Consider the following 21,628-nt stretch of genomic DNA (forward strand, 5'->3'; position numbering starts at 1 on the left):
CCGGGGCCCGTACGATTATACTTGATTATCGACATTGATTCGAGTATGCATCCCACGATCGGGGACACGCTCGAGTTGACCGCCAAGACGTATCCGGACCGAGAGGCGATCGTCTACCCGCGACGCGACCAGCACTGGACGTACGCCGAGTTCGACGAGAAGGTCAATCGGCTGGCGAACGCCCTCAGCGAGGCCGGAATCGAGAAGGGCGATCGCGTGGCGACGGTGCTCTACAACGGCTCGGAGATGGCGCTGACCGTCTACGCCTGCGCCAAACTCGGCGCCGTCTTCACGCCGCTGAACTTTCGGCTGCCCGCCGGCGAGATCGAGTACATCGTCAACGACGCCGGGGCGTCCGCGCTCGTCTTCGAGGCCGACACCCGCGAGGCTGTCGAGGGGGCCCGCCCCGAGCTGTCGACGGTCGAGACCTACCTCTACGTCGACGACGACGTGCCCGAGTACGCGGTGGACTTCTACGACGCCCTCGAGTCGGCCGATCCCTCTCGGCCCAACGTGGACGTACGCGAGGGCGACGCCTACGCGTTCATCTACACCTCCGGCACGACGGGCCGACCGAAGGGCGTCGTCCACGAGCACCGGAACATGATCGAGCACAGCCTGCTCTGCATCGCCGAGATGGACATCACCCGCCACGACGTCGGGCTCTCGATCCTCCCGCTGTACCACTGCGCCGAACTCCACGCCATGCTGTTCACCCGCGTCCACCGCGGAGCGACGACCGTGATCCAGCACGAGTTCGACCCGGCCGCCGCCCTCGAGGTGATCGAGGCCTACGGCGTGACGATCCTCTTCGCCGCCCCGACGGCCTGGAACGCCCTCGCGAAGACCGCCGCCGAACTGGACGTCGACACCGCTTCGCTGCGCATCGGCCTCTACGGCGCCGCGCCGATGCCCGAGCGAGTGCTCGAGGAGTGCATGGACCACCTCTGTGAGGAGTACGTCCAGGCCTACGGCATGACCGAGATCGGTCCCTGTGGGGTGTTCCAGCCGCCCGAAGATCAGCTCCCGAAGCTCGGCTGTGCGGGCCTGCCGGCGCTCAACCACGACCTGCGGATCGTCGAGCCCGACGCCGATCCCGACGAGACGCTCGAGCAGGGAGAAGTTGGCGAGATCCTCATCGCCGGCCCGTGTACGATGCGCGAGTACTGGAACCGGCCGGAGGCGACCGCTCGATCGCTGCGCGAGGCCGACGGGGCGGAGTGGTACTACACCGGCGACCTGGGCTACCTGGACGAGGACGGCTACCTCTACGTCGTCGACCGGAAAGACGACATGATCGTCTCCGGCGGGGAGAACGTCTACCCGGCGGAGGTCGAGGACGCGCTGTTCTCTCACCCGGACGTGGTCGAGGCGGCGGTCGTCGGCGAGCCGGACGAGGAGTGGGGCGAGCGCGTGGTCGCCTACGTCGTCGGCGACGCCACCGACGAGGAACTCGATTCGTTCCTCCGCGAGAGCGACCAGCTCGCGGACTTCAAGCGCCCCCGGGCGTACTCCTTCGTCGACGAGCTGCCGAAGAACCCCAGCGGGAAGGTCCAGAAGTTCAAGCTCCGCGAGGGGGCGGAGTGACCGGCCGCCCGTCGGGCCGCCGTACGTTCAGTTTCACCGATACGTTCTTTTGTCACGCCCGCCAGCTACGACCGTGCAACTCGCAATCGTTTCCGACACCCACGTCCCGGAGCGCGAGGAGGCGATCCCCGACTCGTTTCGGGAGCGAATCGCGGCCGCCGACCACACGATCCACGCCGGCGACTTCGAGACCCCGGACGTGCTCGCCGAGCTTCGAGAGCTGTCGTCGGAGCTGACCGCCGTCCACGGCAACGCCGACCCCGCCCGCATCGGGCTTCCCGCCGTCGCGGACGTCGCCCTCGAGGGCGTCACCTTCGTCGTCACCCACGGGACGATCAACCTGGTGGACGCGGCCGTCTACGGTCACGACGGGATGGTCATGCGCCGCGAGGACTGGCTGAACGCGATCGCCGACGTCGCCCGCGCACGCACTCGAGCGTGGGACGGCGAGGGGATCATCGGGATCGGCGGTCACACCCACCGGGTCGAGGACGCGACTCACGAGGGCGTCCGCGTGCTCAACCCCGGCTCCGCGACGGGAGCGGACCCGGTCGACGTCGCGACCATGATGACCGTCGACGTAGACGACGGGGCGATCGACGTGACCGTTCACGAGGCGTAGCCCGCCTTCGATCCGCGATCACGCCCGCGACCGCCAATCACGCCCGATTCGTCGCGTCGATCCCGTCGGCCTCGAGTCGCGCTTTCACCGCCTCGCGATCGACCGTTCCCGAGGGCGTCCGGGGAAGCTCGTCGGCGAACCCGACCGTCTTCGGCCGTTTGAACCCCGCGAGCCGGTCGTCACAGTGGGCGAGCAGGACCTCGAGCGACGGCACCCTGTCAGTGGGAACGACGAGCGCCGACACGCGTTCGCCCCACTCCGGGTCGGGGAGACCGACGACGGCCGCCGTCTCGATCCCGGGATGGGCGCACAGCGCCTCGACGACCTCGTCGGGGTCGACGTTCTCCCCGCCGGTGACGATCCGGTCGCTCAGCCGACTTCCCACCCACAGCCGGCCCGCCTCGTCGCGGTAGCCCGCGTCGCCCGTGTGGAGGCCGTGCTCACCGAAGGCGGCCGTAGTGTGCTCGTCGTCGAGGTAGCCCGGGGTCACCGTCGGCCCCGAGACGACGAGTTCGCCCGTCTCGCCGGGACCGACCGGCTCACCCGTCTCGTCGACGATCGTGACGTCAGTGAACGCGAGCGGCCGGCCCACGGTCCCCGGATGGTCGGCCGCCTCCCCGGGCGTCGCCGTGGCGATCTGGGAGGCCGCCTCGGTCATCCCGTAGGTCGGACAGACCGGGACGCCGCGCTCGCGGGCGCGCTCGAGTAACGCCTCGGTGGCCGGCGCCCCGCCGAGCAGGACGAATCGAAGCGTGTCGGGTGGGCTCCAGCCCGCCTCGAGCAGCCGCTCGAGGGTCGTCGGGACGAGCGAGACGCCCGTGATCGCGTGCTCGTCCATCGCGCGAGCCGTCTCCTCGGGGTCGAACGCCCGCTGGACGACGACGGCCGTGCCGTACAGCGCCGAGCGGACGACGGGGGCCAGCCCGCCCATGTGGTACATCGGGAGACAGCACAGCCACCGATCGTCGGGGGAGACGCCGAGGCGGAACGCCGAGGCGGTCGCGCTCGAGACGAGGTTCCCGACCGAAAGCCGGACGATCTTCGGCGTCCCCGAGGTGCCGGAGGTGAACATGAGCAGTTGCGTTCGGGTTCGCTCGAGCAGCGCCGGCTCGACGGTTGTGGTCGACGACGATCGGTAGAGCGCGCGCACGCCGTCGCACTCGGGCTCGTCGACCGAGTACACCGGTCGATCGGTGAGCTCGAGCGCCGCTCGTTCGGTGCTCGACTCGCAGACCACCGCCTCGAGGGCCGTTCGGTCGACCTTCGCGGCGAGTTCTGACGGCGTCTCGCGGAGATTCAGGGGGACGAGCGTCGATCCGGTTCGCATCGCGGCGAAAAAGAGACTCGCGAAGGCGGGCCGGGTGTCGATCAGGACGCCGATTCGCCCGCCGTGGTGGTCGGCGAGCCCGGCTGCGGTGTGATCGACGTGGCGGCTGTACTCCCGGAAGCTCCAGCGATCGTCCGCGTCCGTCGCCGCGTCGGCGTCGATCAGCGCCACGTCGCCGGGCGTCGTTTTCGCCCGGTGAGTCACTAGGTCTCTCGTCGGCCAGTCGACTGGCGCCGACATTACTCGTCCCACACCCCCGAGACGCCGAGTCCCTTCGCCTGCGGGACGACGGCGGCTCCATCGGCGATGAGAACCGGGTCGGGCCCGAGGTCTTCTGCGAGCAGTTCGCCCGTCGCCAGCCCGCAGGCCGGGACGTCGGGGATCGACGCCGCGAGGTGGACCGCCGCCGTCCGGGCCACGACGCCGTCGACCGTCGTCGTCACGTAGGCCCCGATCCCGAGCTCCGATGCCCACGCCGCGAGTTCGCGGGCGACGCCGACGCCCCCGAGCGCCATCGGCTTCAGGACGATGGCGTCGGCCGCCTTCGCCTCGCTCACGGCGTCGATTCCGTGCTCGAGCACCCCCTCGTCGAGCGCGATGGCGACACCCCGGCCGCGCAGCTCCGCGTGGCCCTCGAGCGCGCCCGCCGGGAGCGGTTGCTCGACGATGGAGACGTCGAGGTCGTCGAACGCCTCGATCGCCTCCCGGGCCTCCTCGAAGGTCCACCCCCCGTTGGCGTCCGCGCGGAGTTCGACGTCGGGGCCGACCGCCTCGCGAACTCGACGCAGCCGTTCGACGTCCTCGGCGACGCTCCGGAGGCCAACTTTCAGCTTACAGCACGAAAAGCCCCGGTCGACGGCCTCACTCGCCGCCTCGGCGGACGCCTCCGGAGCGCCGTCGCCGATCGTCGCGTTCACGGGCACGCGGGCGACCCGCGACTCTGCACACAGAAACTGGTAGAGCGGCATAGCCATCTCCTCTCCCTGGGCGTCCGCGAGCGCGAGCGTGACGCCGTGTCGGGCCGCCGACGTCTCGTCGAGCGCGCGTACCGCATCCCCGACGTTTCCTACCTCGACGGCCTCGGCCGCCCGCCCGAGCGCCCGTTCGCACTCCTCGAGCGATTCGGTCCACCCCGGAAGCGGCGTCGCCTCGCCCAGCCCGACCACGCCATCCTCGGTCGCCCGGACGAGAAAGCCTTTGCGAGACTCGATCGTTCCCCCAGCGGTCTCGAGGGGGCGGGAAAGCGGGAGCGAGAACCGTCTGTACTCGAGTTTCATAGCACGAACCCCGCCGCGAACAGGACGGCGTACAGCGCGAGCAGTTTGCCGGTCTGCTCTAGGGCCGGGTTGAGCGCCTCGCCGTCGGTCCGGGTGCAGACCGTCCGGGCGACGAGAACGGCGTACGGCAGCGAGAGCAGGGGCGCGAGGACTGCCGGTGAGTAGCCCCAGACGAGGACGAACCACGGGGGAACGACGTAGGCGAGCCCGAGGAGCGAGACGTACTCGAGGCGGCTGACCCGGTAACCGAACCGAACGGCCAGCGTGTTCTTCCCGGCCTCGGCGTCGGTTTCCGTATCGCGGACGTTGTTGACGACGAGGATGGCCGTCGAGATTCCCGCGATGGGGAGGCTCGCGGCGAGGGCCTCCCAGGTTACGCTCCCCGGCGGGATCGACGTCGGGAACGGGCCTACGGGGGCAACGGCCGCGGCCTGGACGTAGAAGGTACCCATCACGGCGACCACCCCGAAGAAGACGAAGACGAACAGGTCGCCGAGGCCGTGGTAGCCGAGCGGATAGGGGCCGCCGGTGTAGGCCCACCCACAGAGGACGCTCACGAGGCCGATCACGAGGATCGGGAGGCCGCCGACGTAGACGAGGTAGGTGCCAGAGAGGATGGCGAGCCCGAAGGTGACGATCGTCGCGAGTTTCACCTGTTCGGGAGCGATCAGCCCCGACTGCGTGACGCGGGTGAACCCTTCCCTGTCGTCCGTGTCGGCGCCTTTCACCGCGTCGTAGTAGTCGTTCGCGAAGTTCGTCCCGATCTGGATCAGCGCCGCTCCGACGAACGCGAACAGGGCCGCAAGCGGTGCGAACACGCCCTCGTGGACGGCGAGTCCCGTCCCCACGATCACGGGCGCGGCCGCCGCCGGCAGCGTCTGGGGCCGGGCGGCCATCAGCCACGCCTTCGTCCGTGAAACCTCGACCTCGACAGCCGTCATTACTCGAGTATCCCACTCGAGGGAGTGTCAACGTTGGCATTGCGGCCGAGCGGTTCGTCGCTCAGACGGGCCGGCGGTCGGACGACTCGCCGACACGGACGTCGAATCGTTCCCGGAGTCGTCTGTTCGGTGACGTGATCGATTCCTAACTCATATGTGCGTCTCGGAGAAAGGGCCACCACTCTCTCGTTCAGTATGACAGCGACGGACTCTGCCCCAACCGACGGGGCCGCGACGGCGACGACCGACGAGCGCTCGGATAGCGACCCCGGTCCGACCGATCCCGGCGACCGGATTCTGAGCCTCGACGTCCTCAGGGGATTCGCCTTGCTCGGCATCCTCGTGATCAACATCTGGCTGTTCGCCCTGCCGACGGCCGGGTGGCTCGATCCGACGCGCTACGGCGGGTTCTCGGGGATTGACTACGCGGCCTGGTTCGTCAGTCACGTCTTCTTCGAGCAGAAGTTCGTCACGCTGTTTACGTTCCTCTTCGGGGCCGGAATCGTCCTGTTCGTGGAGTCGAAAGAACGAAAGAACCAGCCCGCACGTCGGCTGCACTTTCGGCGCGGGTTCTGGCTGCTCGTGATCGGACTCGGTCACGCCTACCTGCTGTGGTACGGCGACATCCTCGTCGCGTACGCGCTCTGTGGGTTCGTCGTCGTCTTCGTCCGCAACTGGCGACCGAGCCGACTGCTCGTCCTTGGCCTCCTCCTGTTCTCGCTTCCGTCGCTGCTCTACCTGCTGGGAGGTGTCGGATACGCGATGGCGGAGCCGGGCGTGCAAGCCGACATCGAGGCGGACATCCTCGCCGGCTTCGGTGCGGAGCAGGGGGCGATCGACGAGGAGATCGCGGCCTACCAGGGAAGCTGGGCCGACCAGCTGGAGTATCGGGTCGCCGCCGTCTTCATGATCCAGACGGTCGGCTTCGTCTTCGAATCGTTCTGGATGCTCGGCGGGCTGATGATCGTCGGCATGGCGCTCTACAAGTGGGGGGTCCTCTCCAACGAGCGAAGTACGCGATGGTACCGACGGGCGTTCCTCGGCGCCGGGACCGCAGGCCTCGCGCTGATCCTCGCCGGCGTCTGGTACCGCGAACTGGTCGACTGGCAGACCGGCCACGTGCTCTTGCTGGCCAGCCAGTTCAACTACTGGGGGTCGCTGTTGCTGGCGCTGGCGTACGTCTCGGGGATTATGCTCCTCTGTCGGGCCGCGGCTGGCGGACGGGTGACCACCGCACTCTCGGCCGTCGGCCGAACCGCCTTCTCGAACTACCTGCTCCAGACGGTGCTCGCCACGACGATCTTCTACGGCCACGGCCTCGGCCTGTTCGGACAGTTGAGCAGGGCCGAACTCCTCGGCGTCGTCGTCCTGATCTGGGCGATCCAGATCCCGCTATCGGTCGCCTGGCTCGAGCGATACCGCTTTGGCCCCGTCGAGTGGCTCTGGCGGACGCTCACCTACGGCGAGCGACAGCCGATGCGCCTCGAGTGAGATCGTCCACTTGAGCAGTCCGAGGTCGAGCGCCGACACCGCTTTCAGGGCTCATCGAGTACGGATCGCATGGACGACGCAACGAAACCGGTCCGGCTCGCAGACGGCGACGACCTCGACGCCTTCGTCGCCGACGAAGACGTGGCACTCGTCGAATTCTACACCAAAGGCTGTGCGAAGTGTCAGGCCATGGAGCCGGTGCTCGGCAACGTCGCCCGCGCGACTGCCGTCTCGATCGGAATGGTCAACCCCGGCGACGATCTCGCGCTCGCCGACCGCTTCGCCATCCAGTCGGTCCCCACGCTCGTGCTCTTCGTCGACGGCGAGGAAGTCGCCCGCCTCGCCGAGGGCTTCCAGGGCGGGGACGACGTGGTGACGTTCCTCGAAGAGCACGTCCCTGAGGCCGTGGACGCGGCATGAAGCTGCCCTCTGAATCCTGCTGGCGGACGACGACGGGTACCGCTGTCGTTTCACGGGTCGCGACGGCCGAGCCACGATTGCATCCCCTCGGCGATCGGCGAACTGTGCCCATCGACCGGCTCAGACGAGGTCGTCGACGCAGTCGGGAACGTACGGGCTGTCGACGCTGACGTCCATCCCGTCGCGGCGAGCGAGCACCACCAGCGTTAGGACTGGCAGACAGACGAGATCGTCCGCACTGGTTTTGTTCTCGAAGTCGACGTTGTCGTCGTGCCACTCGAGGAACTGCGCGATTCCGTCCTCGAACGCCTGTTCGTCGCGGTCGACGATCCCGGTCAGGGCATGCCACAGTGCGCCGAAATACTCGGGATGATCGTCGGGGAGCTCGTCGAGGTATTCGACCTCGAGGCCGCGATCCTCGAGGAACTGTGGTCCTGCTTCTTCTTCGAGGGTGTCATACAATTCATCTCATGGCGCGAGCTTGGTTCGGCCCGGATTTTTACCCTGTTCGTAGTTCGTGATGGCGACGATGACTCGAAGACACAGTCCAAGATACGCTTGTACCCGCGCATGGACGCGGCCTCGGGCGCGAAGCGTCCCGAGGCCGCAGTCTGAACACGCTCCAAACGTTCGCTCAACTTGCGTTCGACGCTTGTAGGTCTCAGCGAGGATCGAACGCTTGAGCGTCACATCCTCGGTAAATTCGCTGATTCGATCTTCGATTCGGTAGTCGATATCGAGCGGATCAGTGGTGTTTCGTGGATTGTACGGGGCGATCGGCACGGTTTCTGCTTGAAGCAGGAAGTCGTGCCAGTCAAGGATGTCGTAGGCACCATTGGTCTTTAGTTAGGCCTCAGCAGTCGGTTTGATGGCGGTAGCGAGCTGTTCCTGGAGAACTGGCCGTTATTTGTGGATTTTCTGTGCATCGGCGATCAGCCGATCGAGCAGTGGCGGTGGAGAATACCCAAGATAACCACTCAACCTGTAGAGAATGAGCTGGGCGTGCGACCGGAAGGTCGCCGCCCAGCGTTCCGGCGGAAACACGAGGTCATCATCTGCGTGTTCGATGACCAGACTGAGCAACTCACGGCTCACGACCAAGGACAACAGCGCCGCGTACAGCAGAATCTCTACGACGTGCTTCTTCGTCGTATCGAACTCATCCAGTCTGTACTGCGTCTTCAGCTCCCGAAACAGCAGTTCTACTTCCCACCGGCATCGGTAGATCGTCGCTAGATCCTCCGGCAGGAACTCTTCGCGCGAGAGGTTCGTGATGTACAAGTGGTAGTCGTCGGCGTCCTCGTTGCGGACGCCGACGACGCGGAACCGTTTCGTATCACGTGACTGCGTGCCCGCGTACTCTCTCTCTCCGGTCAAACTCGATCTCAACTTCGACATCGATGTACTTGCGACAGAGATCGTCCACGACGTCGAAGATTTTCTTCCCTACCAAGGGAATGGCGCGGCCGCGCCATTCCCGAAATTCGTCGGTTACAACCGGGTTAGAGCTGCGTTTCAGCCGACTCACGAAGTAGCCGTCGTTCTCGTCGATCAACGCGAACCGCCGGTACTTGAAATAGGCCAGATCAAGGATCGCTAGCCGACCTTCGAGCCACGATCCTGTCTCGAACTGCGTACTGTCGTGTCGTTTCTCGTCTGTGACGCTGAACCGGTCGATCGTCTGCTCAGTGACGTTGTGGAGCAGGTGGAGCCGTGCTCCAGCCTGCTCCTCGCGGCGACCTTCGTACTCCTCAGAAAGCAACTCGTGGAGCCGGAGAACCGTTCCATCTGCGATCATCACGTCTCTGAATCGGTTGAACTCTTCTGAGACGGTGTGGGGGACAGCGACCTCGTCGAGCCCGTACTCGACGAGGTCGCGGAGGTACTCTGCGAGAGTCGGCGTCAACCGCTGATAGAAGCCTCCTGCGGACAATGTCCTGTCTGCAGTCGAGTTGTAGCTCCGTCTGAAGCTGGCGAGCGTTCGGCTTGCGCCGCCGGCGAAGCCGAACGCAAATGACCAGACGAGCGGTGGAATCTGCAGCTTCCGGTCGCGCTCGACCACGCCGACGGCATCGGCGTGGTCTTCGAGCGCTTCAGATGGAAGGAAGTTAGTGAGACGACGTTCAATATCGTGTGAGGAGGGTTTGGTGTGCACAGCTAACACCTCCTCATTCCTTCCGAAAAGTAACTCCGATAAGCCGCCGCTATCGTGCGGTTTTGCGCCTAACTAAAGACGGATGGATGTTTTTGACAGCCCTCTTCGCTGGCGATGAGATCACGGTGAACGAGGAACCAATTGACCCGTTATCAGTTCCCTCATCGCTCGAGACAGTGTTTACGTTCATTGCGATCATCCTTGCGCTCACAATGGCGATTACGGTGCTCGCCACGTTCGTGTACGCTGTCGTTGGTACGCTAAAGGCAGTGTTTGGATCTGTCTGGTCGTACCCCGGTGCGGTTGATATTGTCGGCCGACTCCGGTAGCAACCGTTGAAACGAGTACTATAGCTACTGCTACGCGAAGTCGTCCTCGAGCGGGAACGTCGCCAGCTGGGCCGCCGAGAGCAACACCCGATCTTTCTCGTAGCCGTGGGCGATCGACTCGACCATGCCGTCGGCGTCGGCGAGCGGGAGAAAGCGAACGATCGTCCCCTGGTCGTCGACCTCGAGCAAGAGTAACGCGTGGGGGAACGACGAGACGGCGGGGACGGTGAGTTCCCGAACGCCGCCAGAGCGTTCGATCGCGGGGAAGTGGAGGTGGCCGGTGACGACCAGCGGCACGTCGTGGCGGGCGAGCAGGGAGACCAGCGGCTCGGGGTTCGAGAACCCCGGCACCTCGCCTTCCATCGGGAGCTCGCCGCTCCAGCGCTCGTAGAGCGCCCCCGTCGCCGGGAGGTTGTGGTGGACGACCACGATCGTCGCGTCGACGGCCGCCGCAGAGAGCGTCTCGTCGAGCCACATCAGCGTCTCGGCGTCGACCCGGCCGTCCCACGTCTCGGCGGGCGAACCGGGGGTCGCCTCGTGGCTGTCGAGGCCGATCACCTCGAGTCCGCCGACGCGGACGCGAAACGGCAGTCCCGCCCCGTCGGGCGTGTACCGCGCCTCGAACTCGGGGATCGGGAGCGACTCGAGCTCGTCGAACGTCGTCGGGAAGTCGTGGTTGCCAGGCACCGCGACCATCGGTGGGTCGAACGCGGCCAGTTCGTCGAACAGGTCGAACTCCGCGGGGTTGCCGTTTCTCGTCAGGTCGCCCGCGACGACCACGCCGTCGACGTTGCGTTCGTTGACGGCGTCGACGGCACCCCTGAGGTGTCGCTCCGTCCGGTGGAATACCTTCCACGTCCCCGTCGCGTCCGTCGCCAGGTGAACGTCGGAGAAGACGGCCAGCCGCGTCGGCTCCGCGGCGATCGGTCGCTCGAGGCGCGCGAGGACTTGCCCAGCGTGTCGATTTTTCACAGAGCGGCTGTCGGTCACAGGAATACCGACGGTAACGGACCGGTTAACTGTCTCCCCGTCGAGTCGAAACCGTGTCACGAAACCGACAGCCCTTTGTGTCAGATCACGCGTTGTTGCAGTAATGTCCGAATCGGTCCCCAGACGGACGGTCCTCCGAACGGTCGGGGCGGCGACGGCGGCGACGCTCGCCGGGACGAGCACCGCGAGCGCCGACACCGACGTCCTCACCGAGAAGCCGCCGGTAACGTGGTCACGAACGTACGATCCCGGTGACCTGATCGCCTCGACCGCCGCTCCCCACCACGGAAGGGCCACCGTGTACGACGTTTACCCGACCGACGACGGGGCCCTGCTGGTCGGTCAGGTCATAACGCGGGACGCGTCCCACGGCTGGCTCACCGCCGTCGACGATGCGGGTCGACACCAGTGGGAACGCGTCTTCGACGACGGTGCTGGGTTTCGCGCCGTCGAACCCGCGACGGCCGACCGTGGCGGCGAACCCGGGTTCGAGGCGTCCGGCGCGCTCGTCTGCGGGTCGACGAACTTCGTGATGGAGGCTCCCGAAGCCGGCGCCAGGAACGGCGATCCGTACTGTGTCCGCGTCGACGGCGAGGGGACCGCCGAGTGGCGACTCACGTACCAGACGGACCGTTCGTTCGGCGGGACGTACGGCGGTTCCGACGACAGCGGCGAGATCGGCGGGAGCGGTCGGCTGCTGGACGTAGCCAGCGTCGAAGACGGGTACGTGGTTGGGGGGCACGTGAGCGAAGGCCGCCACGTTCGGAGCACACCGATCGCGATGGGACTCGATGCCCACGGCGACGTCGAGTGGCGGTGGCGCCACCCCAACGAGGAACGCGGAACCGTCCGATCGGTCACGTCCATTGCGGACGACGTGCTCGTCGTCGGCTCACCCAGGGGAAGCGCCGGGGAAACGTCCTGGGTGGCCAGGCTCGGCGGTGACGGCGAAACGGTCTGGTACGAGTCGATCTGGAACGACGAAACCGATGGCGACGGTCTCACCGGAATCGGCGCCGGCGACGGAACCGCTCTCGTCGCCGGTCTGCGGGAACGCGGTGACGTGGGCTTCGTCGCCGTCGACGGTGCTGACGGCGACGTCCGGTGGCGTGGTTCCGTCGCCGTCGACGGCGCGAGCGAACTCGAGGACGTCCTGGCGGTCGGCGACGGCTACGTCCTCCTCGGCGCTCGAGGGACCGAGGACGGACGGGAGGCGTGGCTGCACTCGATCGGAGCCGATGGCGACTCCCGCTGGAGCGAGGAGGTCGGCGAGGGACGACGGACCCGTGGCCACGTCCTCACCGTCGCCGACGACGGGGGGCTCCTCGTCGGTGGGGAGACGACCGACGACAGCACGCTCGCCTGGCTCGCCAAGCTCGGCGGAGACGAGCCGGAAGACGGATCCGGGTGGGGGCTCGAGACGCCGTCGCTCCCCGGGTGGGCAACGACGTTCGCCGTCGGCGTCGGCGTCGGCGCGGGGCTCGTCGGCGCGGCGTCGCGGCTTCGGCGTGGCAGACCGACGTCGACCGACGCAGCGGCTCGCTCGAGCGAACCGTCGGCGAGCCGAGCCGACGAGTGACGAACTCAGGCGCGCTCGCGACGACGCTTGCGTGTTCAGTGGCCGGAGGCAGGGCCCCTGCGTCCGTACCGGAGCCTATGAGCGAACAGTCGTTCGAGCGACGACACGCCGCGTTCCGGTGGGCGGTGATCGAAGGGAACCGGCTGGTCGTCGCGGGGGCGTTCCTCGGCGCGATCGCGCTGGTGCTGGTCGGGTTGCTCGCGGTGAACCTGTTTCCGCGGGCGCCCGGCGAGCCGCTGTACCTCCTGTTCAGCGCCTTCCTCGGCGGGAACCTCACGCTGATCTCGGTCGTCATCGCGATCAACCAGGTCGTCTTCTCACGGGAGCTCGGCTCGCCGGGGGACTTAGCCCAGCGAACGCGAAACGCCGTCGAGTACCGTGACCAGGTCCAGGACGCGATCGATCGGGCGGTGAGCCCCGTACTGCCGGGATCGTTCCTGCTGGTGCTCCACGAGAACCTCGGCGCACGGGCACAGGCGTTGCGCGAGACGGTCACGAACCCCGGCGAAGACGACCTCTCCGCGGAACTCGACGAACTCGTGGGCGCGCTCAGGGGCGACGTCCGCACCGTCACGCGGGCGCTCGACACCCCCGCGGCGGACGAGCAGATCTTCGGCGCGATCGCGGCGACGCTCGGGACGACCCAGGCCGAACAGCTACACGACCTCGCCCGGCTCGAGACGAGCTACGACGATCGGCTGTCCGACGAACAGCGCGAACTGTTCGCGTCGATTCGCGAACTCCTCTTACACATCGACGTCGCCCGGAAGTACTTCCGGACGGTCTACATCACCAAGGAGCTCTCGTTCCTCTCGAGGATGCTCTTGGTCGTCGGCCTCCCGGCACAGCTGTTCACGGGGGCGACGCTCGCGGTGTACGATCTCGCGGCGATCGAGGAACTCCCGGTGGCCGCGATCGTCGCCGCGACGGTGATCGCCATGATCGCCTCGTTCGCGCCGCTCGCGATCCTGGCGTCGTTCGTCCTCCGGCTGTCGTGGGTGGCCCAGCGAAACGCGACCGTCATGCCCTTCGCAGCCTCCGAGAAGGATTACACACTGTTCTCGAGCGGGGACTGACCCGCTCGCCGTTTGTAAACCTCACGCTCGAGCGCGCTCGAGCGCGTCCGCCGCGTTCAGGACGGTCGCGTCCTCGAAGCGCCTCCCGACGAGCTGGAGGCCGACGGGGAGGCCGTCGACCGCGCCGGCGGGGGTGCTGATCGCGGGGTGGCCGGTCCGGTTGAACGGGGTCGTGTTGGCGACGATGCCCGTCTCCCGGAGTCGGTCGAACTCGTCCTGGTCGGGCTCGAGCTTCGGCGCGGTCACGACGGTCGTCGGCATCGCGAGCAGGTCACAGCGCTCGAGGGCCTCGTCGTAGCGCTCGGTCAGCTCGACGACGAGGTTCATCCCGTCGGCGTAGTACCGCGAGTGGTACTCGTTGTTGGCGTAGCTTCCCATCAGCAGCGACAGCTTGAGCCGCGCCGGGAAGTCGTCGGCCTGCGCTCGTCGAAACTTCCCGAAGGTGTCGACCCAGGAGGTGTTGTACCACGCCTTCCAGCCGTGGCCGAGCCCCTCACCGATCATCGCGTCGAGCAGCCCCTCGGCCGAACACACCGTGTGGATCGCGTCGGCGTCTTCGTGCATCGGCACCGACACCTCCTCGATCGACGCGCCACGTTCTGCGAGCGCGTCGATCGAGTTCCGAACCGCCTCGAGCACACCCTCGTCGGCTTCGGGTTTCTCGAAGCCTTCCGTCAGCATACCGATCGTCAGTTCGGAGACGTCGCCGTCGAGACACTCCTCGTAGCGCTCGACGGGCACCGGCGCGTGACTCCGGAGGTCGCGTTCGTTGCTGCCCGCGATGGTCGAGAGGACGCGGGCGACGGTCTCGACGTCCGGCCCCATCGGCCCCGGATGGTCGACGGCGTGCTCTAAGCCGACACAACCCGTGTACGGGACGAGTTCGTAGGTCGGCTTGTGGCCGACGACGCCACAGAGCGCGGCAGGGATGCGGACGCTGCCGCCCTGGTCAGAGCCGATCGCGGCGTCGACCTCCCCGGTGGCGACGACGACCGCACTGCCGCCGCTCGAGCCGCCGGCCGTGTGCTCGGGGTCGTGGGGGTTCCTGATCGGCCCGAACGTGCTGTACCCCGAGGTGGTTATCGCCATGTCGTCCATGTTCGTCTTGCCGACGACGTCCGCACCGGCGGCGAGCAGGCGCGTGACGACCGTCGCGTCGACGGTCGGGACGTAGCCCTCGACGACCTGCGAGCCACAGGTCATCTCCACGCCGGCGACGCAGACGTTGTCCTTCACCGCGACCTCCCAGCCCTCGAGGTCGCCGTCCCCGTCGTCGTCACCCGCGACGCGACACTTCGTCACCCACGCGTTGTGGGGATCCTCGTCGTCCCGTGGCCGTCGCCCCCCGGTTCGTTCGCGGGGCTCGCGACCCCCGAGCCTGGGCTCGAGGTCGTACGAACGGACCGTCTCGTAGGCCTCGACGCGTTCGCGGGCCAGCTCGCTGAAGACAGCAGCCTCCTCGTCGGTGAGCTCGAGGTACAGCGAGTCGGCCAGTGCTCGCAGATCGTCCGCCGTCGGCGGTCGAATCGGCATACTCGATAGTCGTGACGGCGGTTGAAACGACTGTTTCCGGCCGAACCTGACCGTCACGACCGCGTACACGTTGGCGTCGGCCGACGGCGAAGTACGGCCGGCGCACGCAAGCGCGGTGGCTACCGGGAGACCGTCCGTACGAGGCGATGTCCCGATCCCGGCTTCGTCTCCCGATTGACGCCTCCACAGCAGCGCTCGAGGCTTCGTCAGCGACGGACAGCGTACCGAACCCGGGCGGGCCAGCACTATCCCATGCAAACCAGCATCGAAGTAGAGTACTGGGTCGTCGACGAGGCAGGGAGGCTCACCGAACCGGGGGCGCTCCTCGACGTCTCCGAGCACGTCGAACCGGAGTTCGTCGACCCGCTACTCGAGTTGAAGACACCGCCCTGCGAGACGATCGAGGAACTCGGTCGAACGTTCGTCGGCGAACTCGCCGACGTGCTGGCTGTGGCCGAGCGATCCGGGAAGGGGCTCGTTCCGTTCGGCACGCCGATCAACGGCGGCTCGATCGACCAGCACGCCGGGAAACGAAGCGACATTCAAGAGCGCGTCCTCGGGGAGAACTTCGGCTACGCCAAGTACTGCGCCGGCACGCACGTCCACGTCGAGAAACGAAACGTGGTCGATCAGCTGAACACGCTCATCGCACTCGACCCGGCGCTGGCGTGCTGTAACTCCTCGCCGTACTTCCAGGGACAGCCGATCGCCAGCAGCGCCCGGTCGTACATCTACCGGCGGAAGTGCTACGAGCACTTCCCCAAACACGGCCAGCTCTGGGAGTACGCCGAGAACGTCGGCCAGTGGCGTCGCCGCCTCGAGCGCCGCTTCGAGGAGTTCAAAGCGGCGGCGGTGGCCGAGGGGATCGACCCCGAAGTCGTCGAGGAAGAGTTCACCCCCGACGACGTCGTCTGGACGCCGATCAGGCTCCGCCAGGAGTTCCCGACCGTCGAGTGGCGCTCGCCCGACGCCACCCTCCCGAGCGAGATCCTCCGGCTCGTCGACGACCTCGGAACCGTGATGGAGACGCTCCACCACACCAACGTGGACGTCGGCGGCGAGCGGGGATCGGTGACCGAGGACGGAATCACCCTCCCCGAGTTCGACGTCGTCTGCGACCTGGCCGAAGAGGCGATGGTCGACGGGCTCACCTCACAGAACGTGCGGGACTACCTCGATCGAATGGGCTTTTCGGTGGCCGACTACGACCCGATCTCGGCGCGAATCGGCGGCCGCGAGCGCGTCGGGCCGGCCGACGCCTGCGAACTGCGCCGGGAGTACGCAGACCACCTCGTCCGGGACGTCGACTCCCTGCTCCGGACGGTAGAAGCGTAACGCTCGGAACCGTGGGGCCGAGCGGTCGAATCAGGCGGTCTCGGCGTCGACGGCGTCACGCTGGACGCTCAGTACCTCCTCGTCGTCTACGTCCTGTCCGTTCCCCGTCTCCTCTTCGGCTGGAAGGTCCTCGTCTTCCTCTCCTGGACCGCCACAGCCCGCGACGAGCGCGGTCGCCGCGACCGCTCCCGTCAGTTTCACGACTCTCCGCCGGGTGTGTGCATCGGACCCCGTCATCGGTAACGGCTCCACGCTCGACGTGCTTAGCGCAATGGCAGGCAATCGCGTGTTCGACGGAGAACGCGCCGACCGGCAACCGGTGCTCACAGCACCCCGGTTATGAACGCCAGCCCCATGCCGATCAGGACCACCGCCGTGATCGTCGGCAGGTACGGCGTGTACCGCTCGACGGTTTCGCGGTGGCGCTCGTAGCCCGCGATCAACAGCAGCGTCGGTGCGAGGATCGCGACGATCACCGCCACCGAGTACAGCAGCATCAACTCGAGGCAGTAGGCCGTCCCGACGCAGATCGCCAGGATCTGGATCGGCTCCTCGTGGGCGAACCCCAGTAGCAGGGCGGTCGTCCCGAGCGCGAAGAGGCCACGTTCGGCGTGTGCTTCCTCGAGATGTCGGTGACCGCCGCCGGGGAGGGCAGCGCGGACTCGAGCGAGGAGCCCTCGGCCGGAGCCATCCGTGTGAGCCGCGTGTTCGTGGCCGTGGTGGTGGTCGTCGCCGTGGTGATGGTGGTCGTGCCCGTCGCCGTGGTGATGGTGGTCGTGCTCGTCGTCTGCATCACCCTCGTGGAGGTGCCCGTGGCCACCGTTTCGGTACTCGTGGATGCCGAGGGCGATCAACAGGGTGCCAGCGACGTATCTGAGCCACGGCCCCTCCGCGAACGCGGCGAAACGGCTGAACCAGAAGTACGCGAGGACGAGGGCGACGCTGCTGACCAGGTGGCCGATCCCGAGGATCAGCGCCGCGAGGGTGCCGTAGAACCACCGCCGCGACCGATTGAGCGCGTAGGTCGCCGCGATCGGCCAGCCGTGGTCCGGCAGGACGCCGTGGACGAACCCGATCACGACGACGCCGGCGACGAGCCCCAGTTCCATGTCCGGACGTGCTGGTCGCCGACGTTTACGGCTTGTTATGATCGAACTCGAGTCGACGTAATACGGCTAGGAAAACTTGACAACTGGCCCGATGAGTCTAGTAGCACTCGCCGAGGCCGCCGACTCGAGCGTGGTTCAGTTCCCCTCGTCGTACTCGTACTCTTCTTCGGGGTCTTCGACGCCCTCGGTTCGCGACCCGACCCACGCGCCGAGGGCGAGCCCGTAGACGAGGTGCGCGGCGTGAAACAGCGCGAGCTCGTCCGGATCGAGCCGCACGTCGAGCAACTCCTGCAGCATAATCTGGGAGCCAAAGGCTGACAGTCCCATGCCGTACACCGATCCCCAGACGAGCCCCCGCTGTTCAGGTTCGATGGCTCGTTCGGCGTCCAGCAGGGCGAACAGGCCGCCGAAGACCGCACCCGCGCTCGTTCCGTAGAGCAGGTGCAAACCGAGTCCAGCGAACGGGTGGTCCTCCGGATCACCGCCGGTGACGTACCGCGCCCAGAAGTTCGCCGACGGCGGCAGCGACCGCATGATTGGCAGCCGAAACGCCGTCATGATGAGCGTCGCAATGAACCCTGCCTGGAGCCCCCGGGCGCTCGCGTACGCGATGTGAGCGAGTCGCGATCGCTCCTGTGTCCTCGCCGCTGGTTCCGGTGACGCTGGCTCCGCTCCCTCGAGGTCGATCACGCGCTGCCTGAGTCGGCCGAGCATAGTTTCGATACACGACGGACGCGGGGTTAAGTAATAGGCCGTAACTGTCAGCGTCGGACGGTGCGTAACTGTCAGCGTCGGTCGGTGCGTAACTGTCAGCGTCGGTCGGTGCGTAACTGTCAGCGTCGGTCGGTGAGAACGGCCGTGCTCGAGTGAGGCAGGCGACGATCCTCAGGCCCGGTTGGGGCCACCGGCGCTCTGGACGCGCCAGCTTCCCTGGATGCCACAGGCCTCACGGACGTCGTACTCGAACTCGGTTCCGTCGTCGATTCGTGATCCACCCTCGACACGTTCGACCCGCAGCGGGACGTCCAGCGTACTCCCACAGCAGCCGACGCCGACGAACTCCTCCCAGACGTCACCCTCACGGGCCCGGTCTCGAGTCTTGCGAAGGTACGCCTGGAACGAGGGTTTCTCGACCTGGAACCGGCCCCAGTTCGAGAGATCCTCCGGGTAGGAGACCACGACGCACGTCGCCGGACCGCCGGTCGACCGCTCCGATGTGGATGCCATAACCAGTGTAGGGCCTCGAGCGACAAAGGGGGTTCGCCGCGCCAGATTTCAATCGCCAGCCGACCGTCAGGAATTGAGAAGGCTTACTTTCGTCGACTCCCACTGCTCGGACATATGGGGTATTTCGACGTACCGGAGATCGACTACACCCGGTACAGTAACCGCCAGCTTGCGGCGGTTCCGCTCGCGGTCCTCGCCGTCGCGCTCGCGATCCTGGGCGTCTGGTTCGTGGCGTACGGAACGCCAGTAAACGCCGGGATGGACTTCGCCGGTGGCACCGAGATAGTCGTCGAGACGTCGACCGACCGAGAGGAGATTCCAGCGGCGTTCGAGGAAGAACCCTCGAGCATCCAGAGCGTGCAGGTAGAAGACGACCAGTACATCGTTCAGTTCACCTCGACGGACCAGGAGTGGCTGAGCGAACAGGCCGAGGCGAACCTCGAGCCGGCCGGTGACGCCGACGTCATCCAGCAGGTCTCCTCGACGTCGGCGAGTTTCGGCGCCCAGGCACAGCAGACGGCGCTGCTCGGGGTTTCAGTCGCGTTCGTCGGCATGAGCGTCATCGCGTTCTTGCTCTTTCGGACGTTCGTCCCGTCGATCGCGATCGTCGCCTCGGCGTTCTCGGACATCATGATCCCGCTGGCGTTCATGAACCTCGCCGGCATCGAGCTCACGCTCGGGACGGTCGCCGCGCTGTTGTTGCTCATCGGGTACTCCGTCGACTCGGACATCCTGCTCAACAACCACATTCTCAGACAGAGCGGCGGCTTCTACGAGAGTACATATCGGGCGATGCGCACCGGCGTCACGATGACGGTGACGTCGATGGTCGCCATGCTCGTGATGGCCATCTCCGCCTACGCCTTCGGTATCGAACTGCTGACGGCGATCGGACTCATCCTCTTCGTGGGGCTCGCCGCTGATCTAATGAACACGTACATGTTGAACCTCAGCCTGCTTCGATGGTACAAGTTCGAGGGGGTGAAACGATGAGCGAGCGCGGCTTCGTCAGGACTTACTGGCGAATCATCCTGCTCGTGCTCTTCGTCGCCGCCGCCGTCTTCGCGTTGTTCGTTCCGGGCGGGATCATGGCCGACGACAGCCTGGCCGGAGGGAACGAGACGATCGACGACGGCGATCCGACCAACCTCCAGTACGGCCTCGGGCTCGACGGCGGGACGCGAATCAGTGCCCCCGTCGTCGGCATGACGGCCGAAAACATCGACGCGGGTGCCGTCAACGAGGATGAGGGGACGATCGACACCGATCGTCTCAGAGCGATCGAAACGACGCTCCTCGAGGAACTCGAGCTCTCCGGGGCCGACGCCCGCGTCGACTATCACGAGGGCGACCAGGCGGTTCACGCCGAAGTGTTCTCGAGCGAGGTCGATCGAAGCGAGTTCGCGGCCGCACTCCAGGAAGCCGGCGTCGAGGTCGAGGCAGACGACATCCGTGACGGCGTCACCGACCAGACCCGCGAGGAGATCGTCCGGACCATCGAGACGCGGATCAACGAGGCCGGACTCGCGGGCGGCCAGGCGACTCAGCAGGCGATGCTCGGGGACGACTACTACATCGTCGTCGAAGCACCCGACATGACGCCGAGCGAGCTCCGCGAACTGCTCAGCCACCGCGGCGCCGTCGAAGTCGTCGCCCACTATCCAGAGAACGGCGAACAGGTCAACGAGACGGTGCTCGAGCAGGGCGACTTCCAGAACATCGATCCGGCCACCTTCGACAGCGAGCGCGGTCACCACGTCCCGGTGTCCATCACGTCGGAGGCGGCACCGGGGTTCCAGGAGGCGATGAACGAGATGGGATTCACCACCGAGGGTGTCGGAAACTGTGACGTTACCGATCAGGTGACCGGTGAGATCGACTTCGACAGGGATCCGCCGAACTACTGTATGGTCACGGTTGTCGACGGCGAACCCGTCGACGCCCACAGCGTGGCCCCGAGCCTCGCCGAGAACCTCCGAAGCGGCCAGTGGGCAGACAGCCCGACGTTCATCATGGGTGCTCAGAGCCAGCAGGAGGCCCAGTCGCTGTCGGTGAACCTGCGCGCCGGTGCGCTCCCCGCAGAACTCGACTTCGACCGGGACGACACGTTCATGGTCTCGCCGGCGCTCGCCGACCAGTTCAAGACCTACTCGCTGTTCATCGGGCTCCTCTCGGTGCTCAGCGTCAGCGGGATGGTCTACCTGCGCTACTCCGACGTGCGCGTCGCCGCGCCGATGATCGTCACGGCCCTCGCGGAGGTCGTCATCCTGCTCGGCTTCGCCGCCCTGATCCGGATGCCACTGGACCTCTCACACATCGCTGGCTTCATCGCCGTCATCGGAACGGGGGTGGACGACCTCATCATCATCGCCGACGAGGTGATGTCGGAGGGAGACGTCAGCCAGCAACGCGTCTTCGACTCGCGGTTCCGGAAGGCGTTCTGGGTCATCGGCGCCGCCGCCGCGACGACGATCGTCGCCCTCTCGCCACTGGCGGTGCTCAGCCTCGGTGACCTCCGCGGCTTCGCCATCATCACCATCCTCGGCGTGCTCGTCGGCGTGCTCGTCACCCGACCCGCCTACGGTGACATCCTGCGGTACCTGCTGACCGACGACAAGTAATCGAAGGCG

20 protein-coding genes and 2 pseudogenes are annotated in these 21,628 nt (G+C 66.7%); 10 read left to right on the forward strand and 12 right to left on the reverse strand.

Annotated features, from left to right (window positions below; all coding sequences use genetic code 11):
* The first annotated feature begins 45 nt into the window (after positions 1-45).
* Positions 46-1,587: a fatty acid--CoA ligase gene (locus NMQ09_RS19550; protein ID WP_255192242.1), complete on the forward strand. Its 1,542-nt coding sequence runs from the start codon at positions 46-48 to the stop codon at positions 1,585-1,587.
* Between the two features lie 73 nt (positions 1,588-1,660).
* Positions 1,661-2,209 carry a metallophosphoesterase family protein gene (locus tag NMQ09_RS19555; RefSeq protein WP_255192243.1) on the forward strand — a complete coding sequence of 183 codons (549 nt, stop codon included), beginning with the start codon at positions 1,661-1,663 and terminating at the stop codon, positions 2,207-2,209.
* 37 nt (positions 2,210-2,246) lie between these two features.
* On the opposite strand, the gene NMQ09_RS19560 is transcribed toward NMQ09_RS19555, so the two are convergent.
* The 3 genes from NMQ09_RS19560 to NMQ09_RS19570 are packed head-to-tail and all read right to left on the reverse strand — an operon-like array spanning position 2,247 to position 5,754.
* Positions 2,247-3,776 (reverse strand): class I adenylate-forming enzyme family protein, encoded by a 1,530-nt coding sequence (locus tag NMQ09_RS19560; RefSeq protein ID WP_255192244.1) that lies wholly within the window; start codon positions 3,774-3,776, stop codon positions 2,247-2,249.
* Positions 3,776-4,813 carry an o-succinylbenzoate synthase gene (gene menC, locus NMQ09_RS19565; protein ID WP_255192245.1) on the reverse strand — a complete coding sequence of 346 codons (1,038 nt, stop codon included), beginning with the start codon at positions 4,811-4,813 and terminating at the stop codon, positions 3,776-3,778. Before menC ends, NMQ09_RS19560 begins: the two co-directional genes overlap by 1 nt.
* On the reverse strand, positions 4,810-5,754 hold the full coding sequence (locus NMQ09_RS19570; protein WP_255192246.1) for a 1,4-dihydroxy-2-naphthoate polyprenyltransferase: 945 nt from the start codon (positions 5,752-5,754) through the stop codon (positions 4,810-4,812). Before NMQ09_RS19570 ends, menC begins: the two co-directional genes overlap by 4 nt.
* A gap of 195 nt (positions 5,755-5,949) precedes the next feature.
* Here NMQ09_RS19570 and NMQ09_RS19575 point away from each other — a divergent pair, with 195 nt between their 5' ends.
* The gene (locus NMQ09_RS19575; RefSeq protein ID WP_255192247.1) at positions 5,950-7,245 is read left to right on the forward strand and encodes a DUF418 domain-containing protein; all 1,296 of its coding nucleotides are present in this window, start codon (positions 5,950-5,952) and stop codon (positions 7,243-7,245) included.
* A 69-nt stretch (positions 7,246-7,314) separates the two neighbouring features.
* The gene (locus tag NMQ09_RS19580) at positions 7,315-7,665 is read left to right on the forward strand and encodes a thioredoxin family protein (RefSeq protein ID WP_255192248.1); all 351 of its coding nucleotides are present in this window, start codon (positions 7,315-7,317) and stop codon (positions 7,663-7,665) included.
* Between the two features lie 120 nt (positions 7,666-7,785).
* Here the strand turns inward: NMQ09_RS19580 and NMQ09_RS19585 are convergent, their stop codons facing one another.
* The 3 genes and pseudogenes from NMQ09_RS19585 to NMQ09_RS19595 form a co-directional block, all read right to left on the reverse strand.
* Positions 7,786-8,127: an Imm49 family immunity protein gene (locus tag NMQ09_RS19585; RefSeq protein ID WP_255192249.1), complete on the reverse strand. Its 342-nt coding sequence runs from the start codon at positions 8,125-8,127 to the stop codon at positions 7,786-7,788.
* Positions 8,128-8,133: 6 nt separating this feature from the next.
* Positions 8,134-8,502, reverse strand: a pseudogene (locus NMQ09_RS19590) (transposase); the annotation flags it as partial.
* Positions 8,503-8,568: 66 nt separating this feature from the next.
* Positions 8,569-9,793: pseudogene (locus NMQ09_RS19595) on the reverse strand (IS4 family transposase).
* A 119-nt stretch (positions 9,794-9,912) separates the two neighbouring features.
* Here NMQ09_RS19595 and NMQ09_RS19600 point away from each other — a divergent pair.
* Positions 9,913-10,149 carry a hypothetical protein gene (locus tag NMQ09_RS19600; protein WP_255192250.1) on the forward strand — a complete coding sequence of 79 codons (237 nt, stop codon included), beginning with the start codon at positions 9,913-9,915 and terminating at the stop codon, positions 10,147-10,149.
* Positions 10,150-10,179: 30 nt separating this feature from the next.
* Here NMQ09_RS19600 and NMQ09_RS19605 read toward each other — a convergent pair whose 3' ends face one another.
* Positions 10,180-11,139, reverse strand: coding sequence for a metallophosphoesterase family protein (locus tag NMQ09_RS19605; protein WP_425607248.1), 960 nt, complete (start codon positions 11,137-11,139; stop codon positions 10,180-10,182).
* 103 nt (positions 11,140-11,242) lie between these two features.
* Here NMQ09_RS19605 and NMQ09_RS19610 point away from each other — a divergent pair, with 103 nt between their 5' ends.
* Both NMQ09_RS19610 and NMQ09_RS19615 read left to right on the forward strand, forming a co-directional pair.
* Entirely contained in the window at positions 11,243-12,718 is a 1,476-nt protein-coding gene (locus NMQ09_RS19610; protein WP_255192251.1) for a PQQ-binding-like beta-propeller repeat protein, read from the forward strand.
* Between the two features lie 77 nt (positions 12,719-12,795).
* Positions 12,796-13,794 carry a DUF7972 family membrane protein gene (locus NMQ09_RS19615; RefSeq protein WP_255192252.1) on the forward strand — a complete coding sequence of 333 codons (999 nt, stop codon included), beginning with the start codon at positions 12,796-12,798 and terminating at the stop codon, positions 13,792-13,794.
* Between the two features lie 21 nt (positions 13,795-13,815).
* Here the strand turns inward: NMQ09_RS19615 and NMQ09_RS19620 are convergent, their stop codons facing one another.
* Positions 13,816-15,327 carry an amidase gene (locus NMQ09_RS19620; protein WP_255192253.1) on the reverse strand — a complete coding sequence of 504 codons (1,512 nt, stop codon included), beginning with the start codon at positions 15,325-15,327 and terminating at the stop codon, positions 13,816-13,818.
* 252 nt (positions 15,328-15,579) lie between these two features.
* On the opposite strand from NMQ09_RS19620, the gene NMQ09_RS19625 reads away from it, so the two are divergent.
* Positions 15,580-16,662, forward strand: coding sequence for a glutamate-cysteine ligase family protein (locus NMQ09_RS19625; RefSeq protein ID WP_255192254.1), 1,083 nt, complete (start codon positions 15,580-15,582; stop codon positions 16,660-16,662).
* A gap of 30 nt (positions 16,663-16,692) precedes the next feature.
* On the opposite strand, the gene NMQ09_RS19630 is transcribed toward NMQ09_RS19625, so the two are convergent.
* The 4 genes from NMQ09_RS19630 to NMQ09_RS19645 all read right to left on the reverse strand — a co-directional run bounded on the left by NMQ09_RS19630 (position 16,693) and on the right by NMQ09_RS19645 (position 18,998).
* Positions 16,693-16,863, reverse strand: a complete 171-nt coding sequence (locus NMQ09_RS19630) for a hypothetical protein (RefSeq protein WP_255192255.1) — start codon at positions 16,861-16,863, stop codon at positions 16,693-16,695.
* Between the two features lie 122 nt (positions 16,864-16,985).
* A complete protein-coding gene (locus NMQ09_RS19635; protein WP_255192256.1) occupies positions 16,986-17,771 on the reverse strand; it encodes an ABC transporter permease in 786 nt (261 codons plus the stop codon).
* A 135-nt stretch (positions 17,772-17,906) separates the two neighbouring features.
* Positions 17,907-18,485: a DUF6789 family protein gene (locus tag NMQ09_RS19640; RefSeq protein WP_255192257.1), complete on the reverse strand. Its 579-nt coding sequence runs from the start codon at positions 18,483-18,485 to the stop codon at positions 17,907-17,909.
* 171 nt (positions 18,486-18,656) lie between these two features.
* The gene (locus tag NMQ09_RS19645) at positions 18,657-18,998 is read right to left on the reverse strand and encodes a DUF7968 family protein (protein WP_255192258.1); all 342 of its coding nucleotides are present in this window, start codon (positions 18,996-18,998) and stop codon (positions 18,657-18,659) included.
* 114 nt (positions 18,999-19,112) lie between these two features.
* Between NMQ09_RS19645 and secF the strand changes: the two genes are divergently transcribed.
* Together secF and NMQ09_RS19655 are read left to right on the forward strand one after the other, a co-directional pair.
* The gene (gene secF / locus NMQ09_RS19650) at positions 19,113-19,991 is read left to right on the forward strand and encodes a protein translocase subunit SecF (protein WP_255192259.1); all 879 of its coding nucleotides are present in this window, start codon (positions 19,113-19,115) and stop codon (positions 19,989-19,991) included.
* The gene (locus tag NMQ09_RS19655) at positions 19,988-21,619 is read left to right on the forward strand and encodes a preprotein translocase subunit SecD (protein WP_255192260.1); all 1,632 of its coding nucleotides are present in this window, start codon (positions 19,988-19,990) and stop codon (positions 21,617-21,619) included. The genes secF and NMQ09_RS19655 overlap by 4 nt, the downstream gene beginning before the upstream one ends.
* Positions 21,620-21,628: the final 9 nt, after the last annotated feature.

Source organism: Natronobeatus ordinarius (genome assembly GCF_024362485.1).
GTDB classification, from domain to species: Archaea; Halobacteriota; Halobacteria; order Halobacteriales; family Natrialbaceae; genus Natronobeatus; species Natronobeatus ordinarius.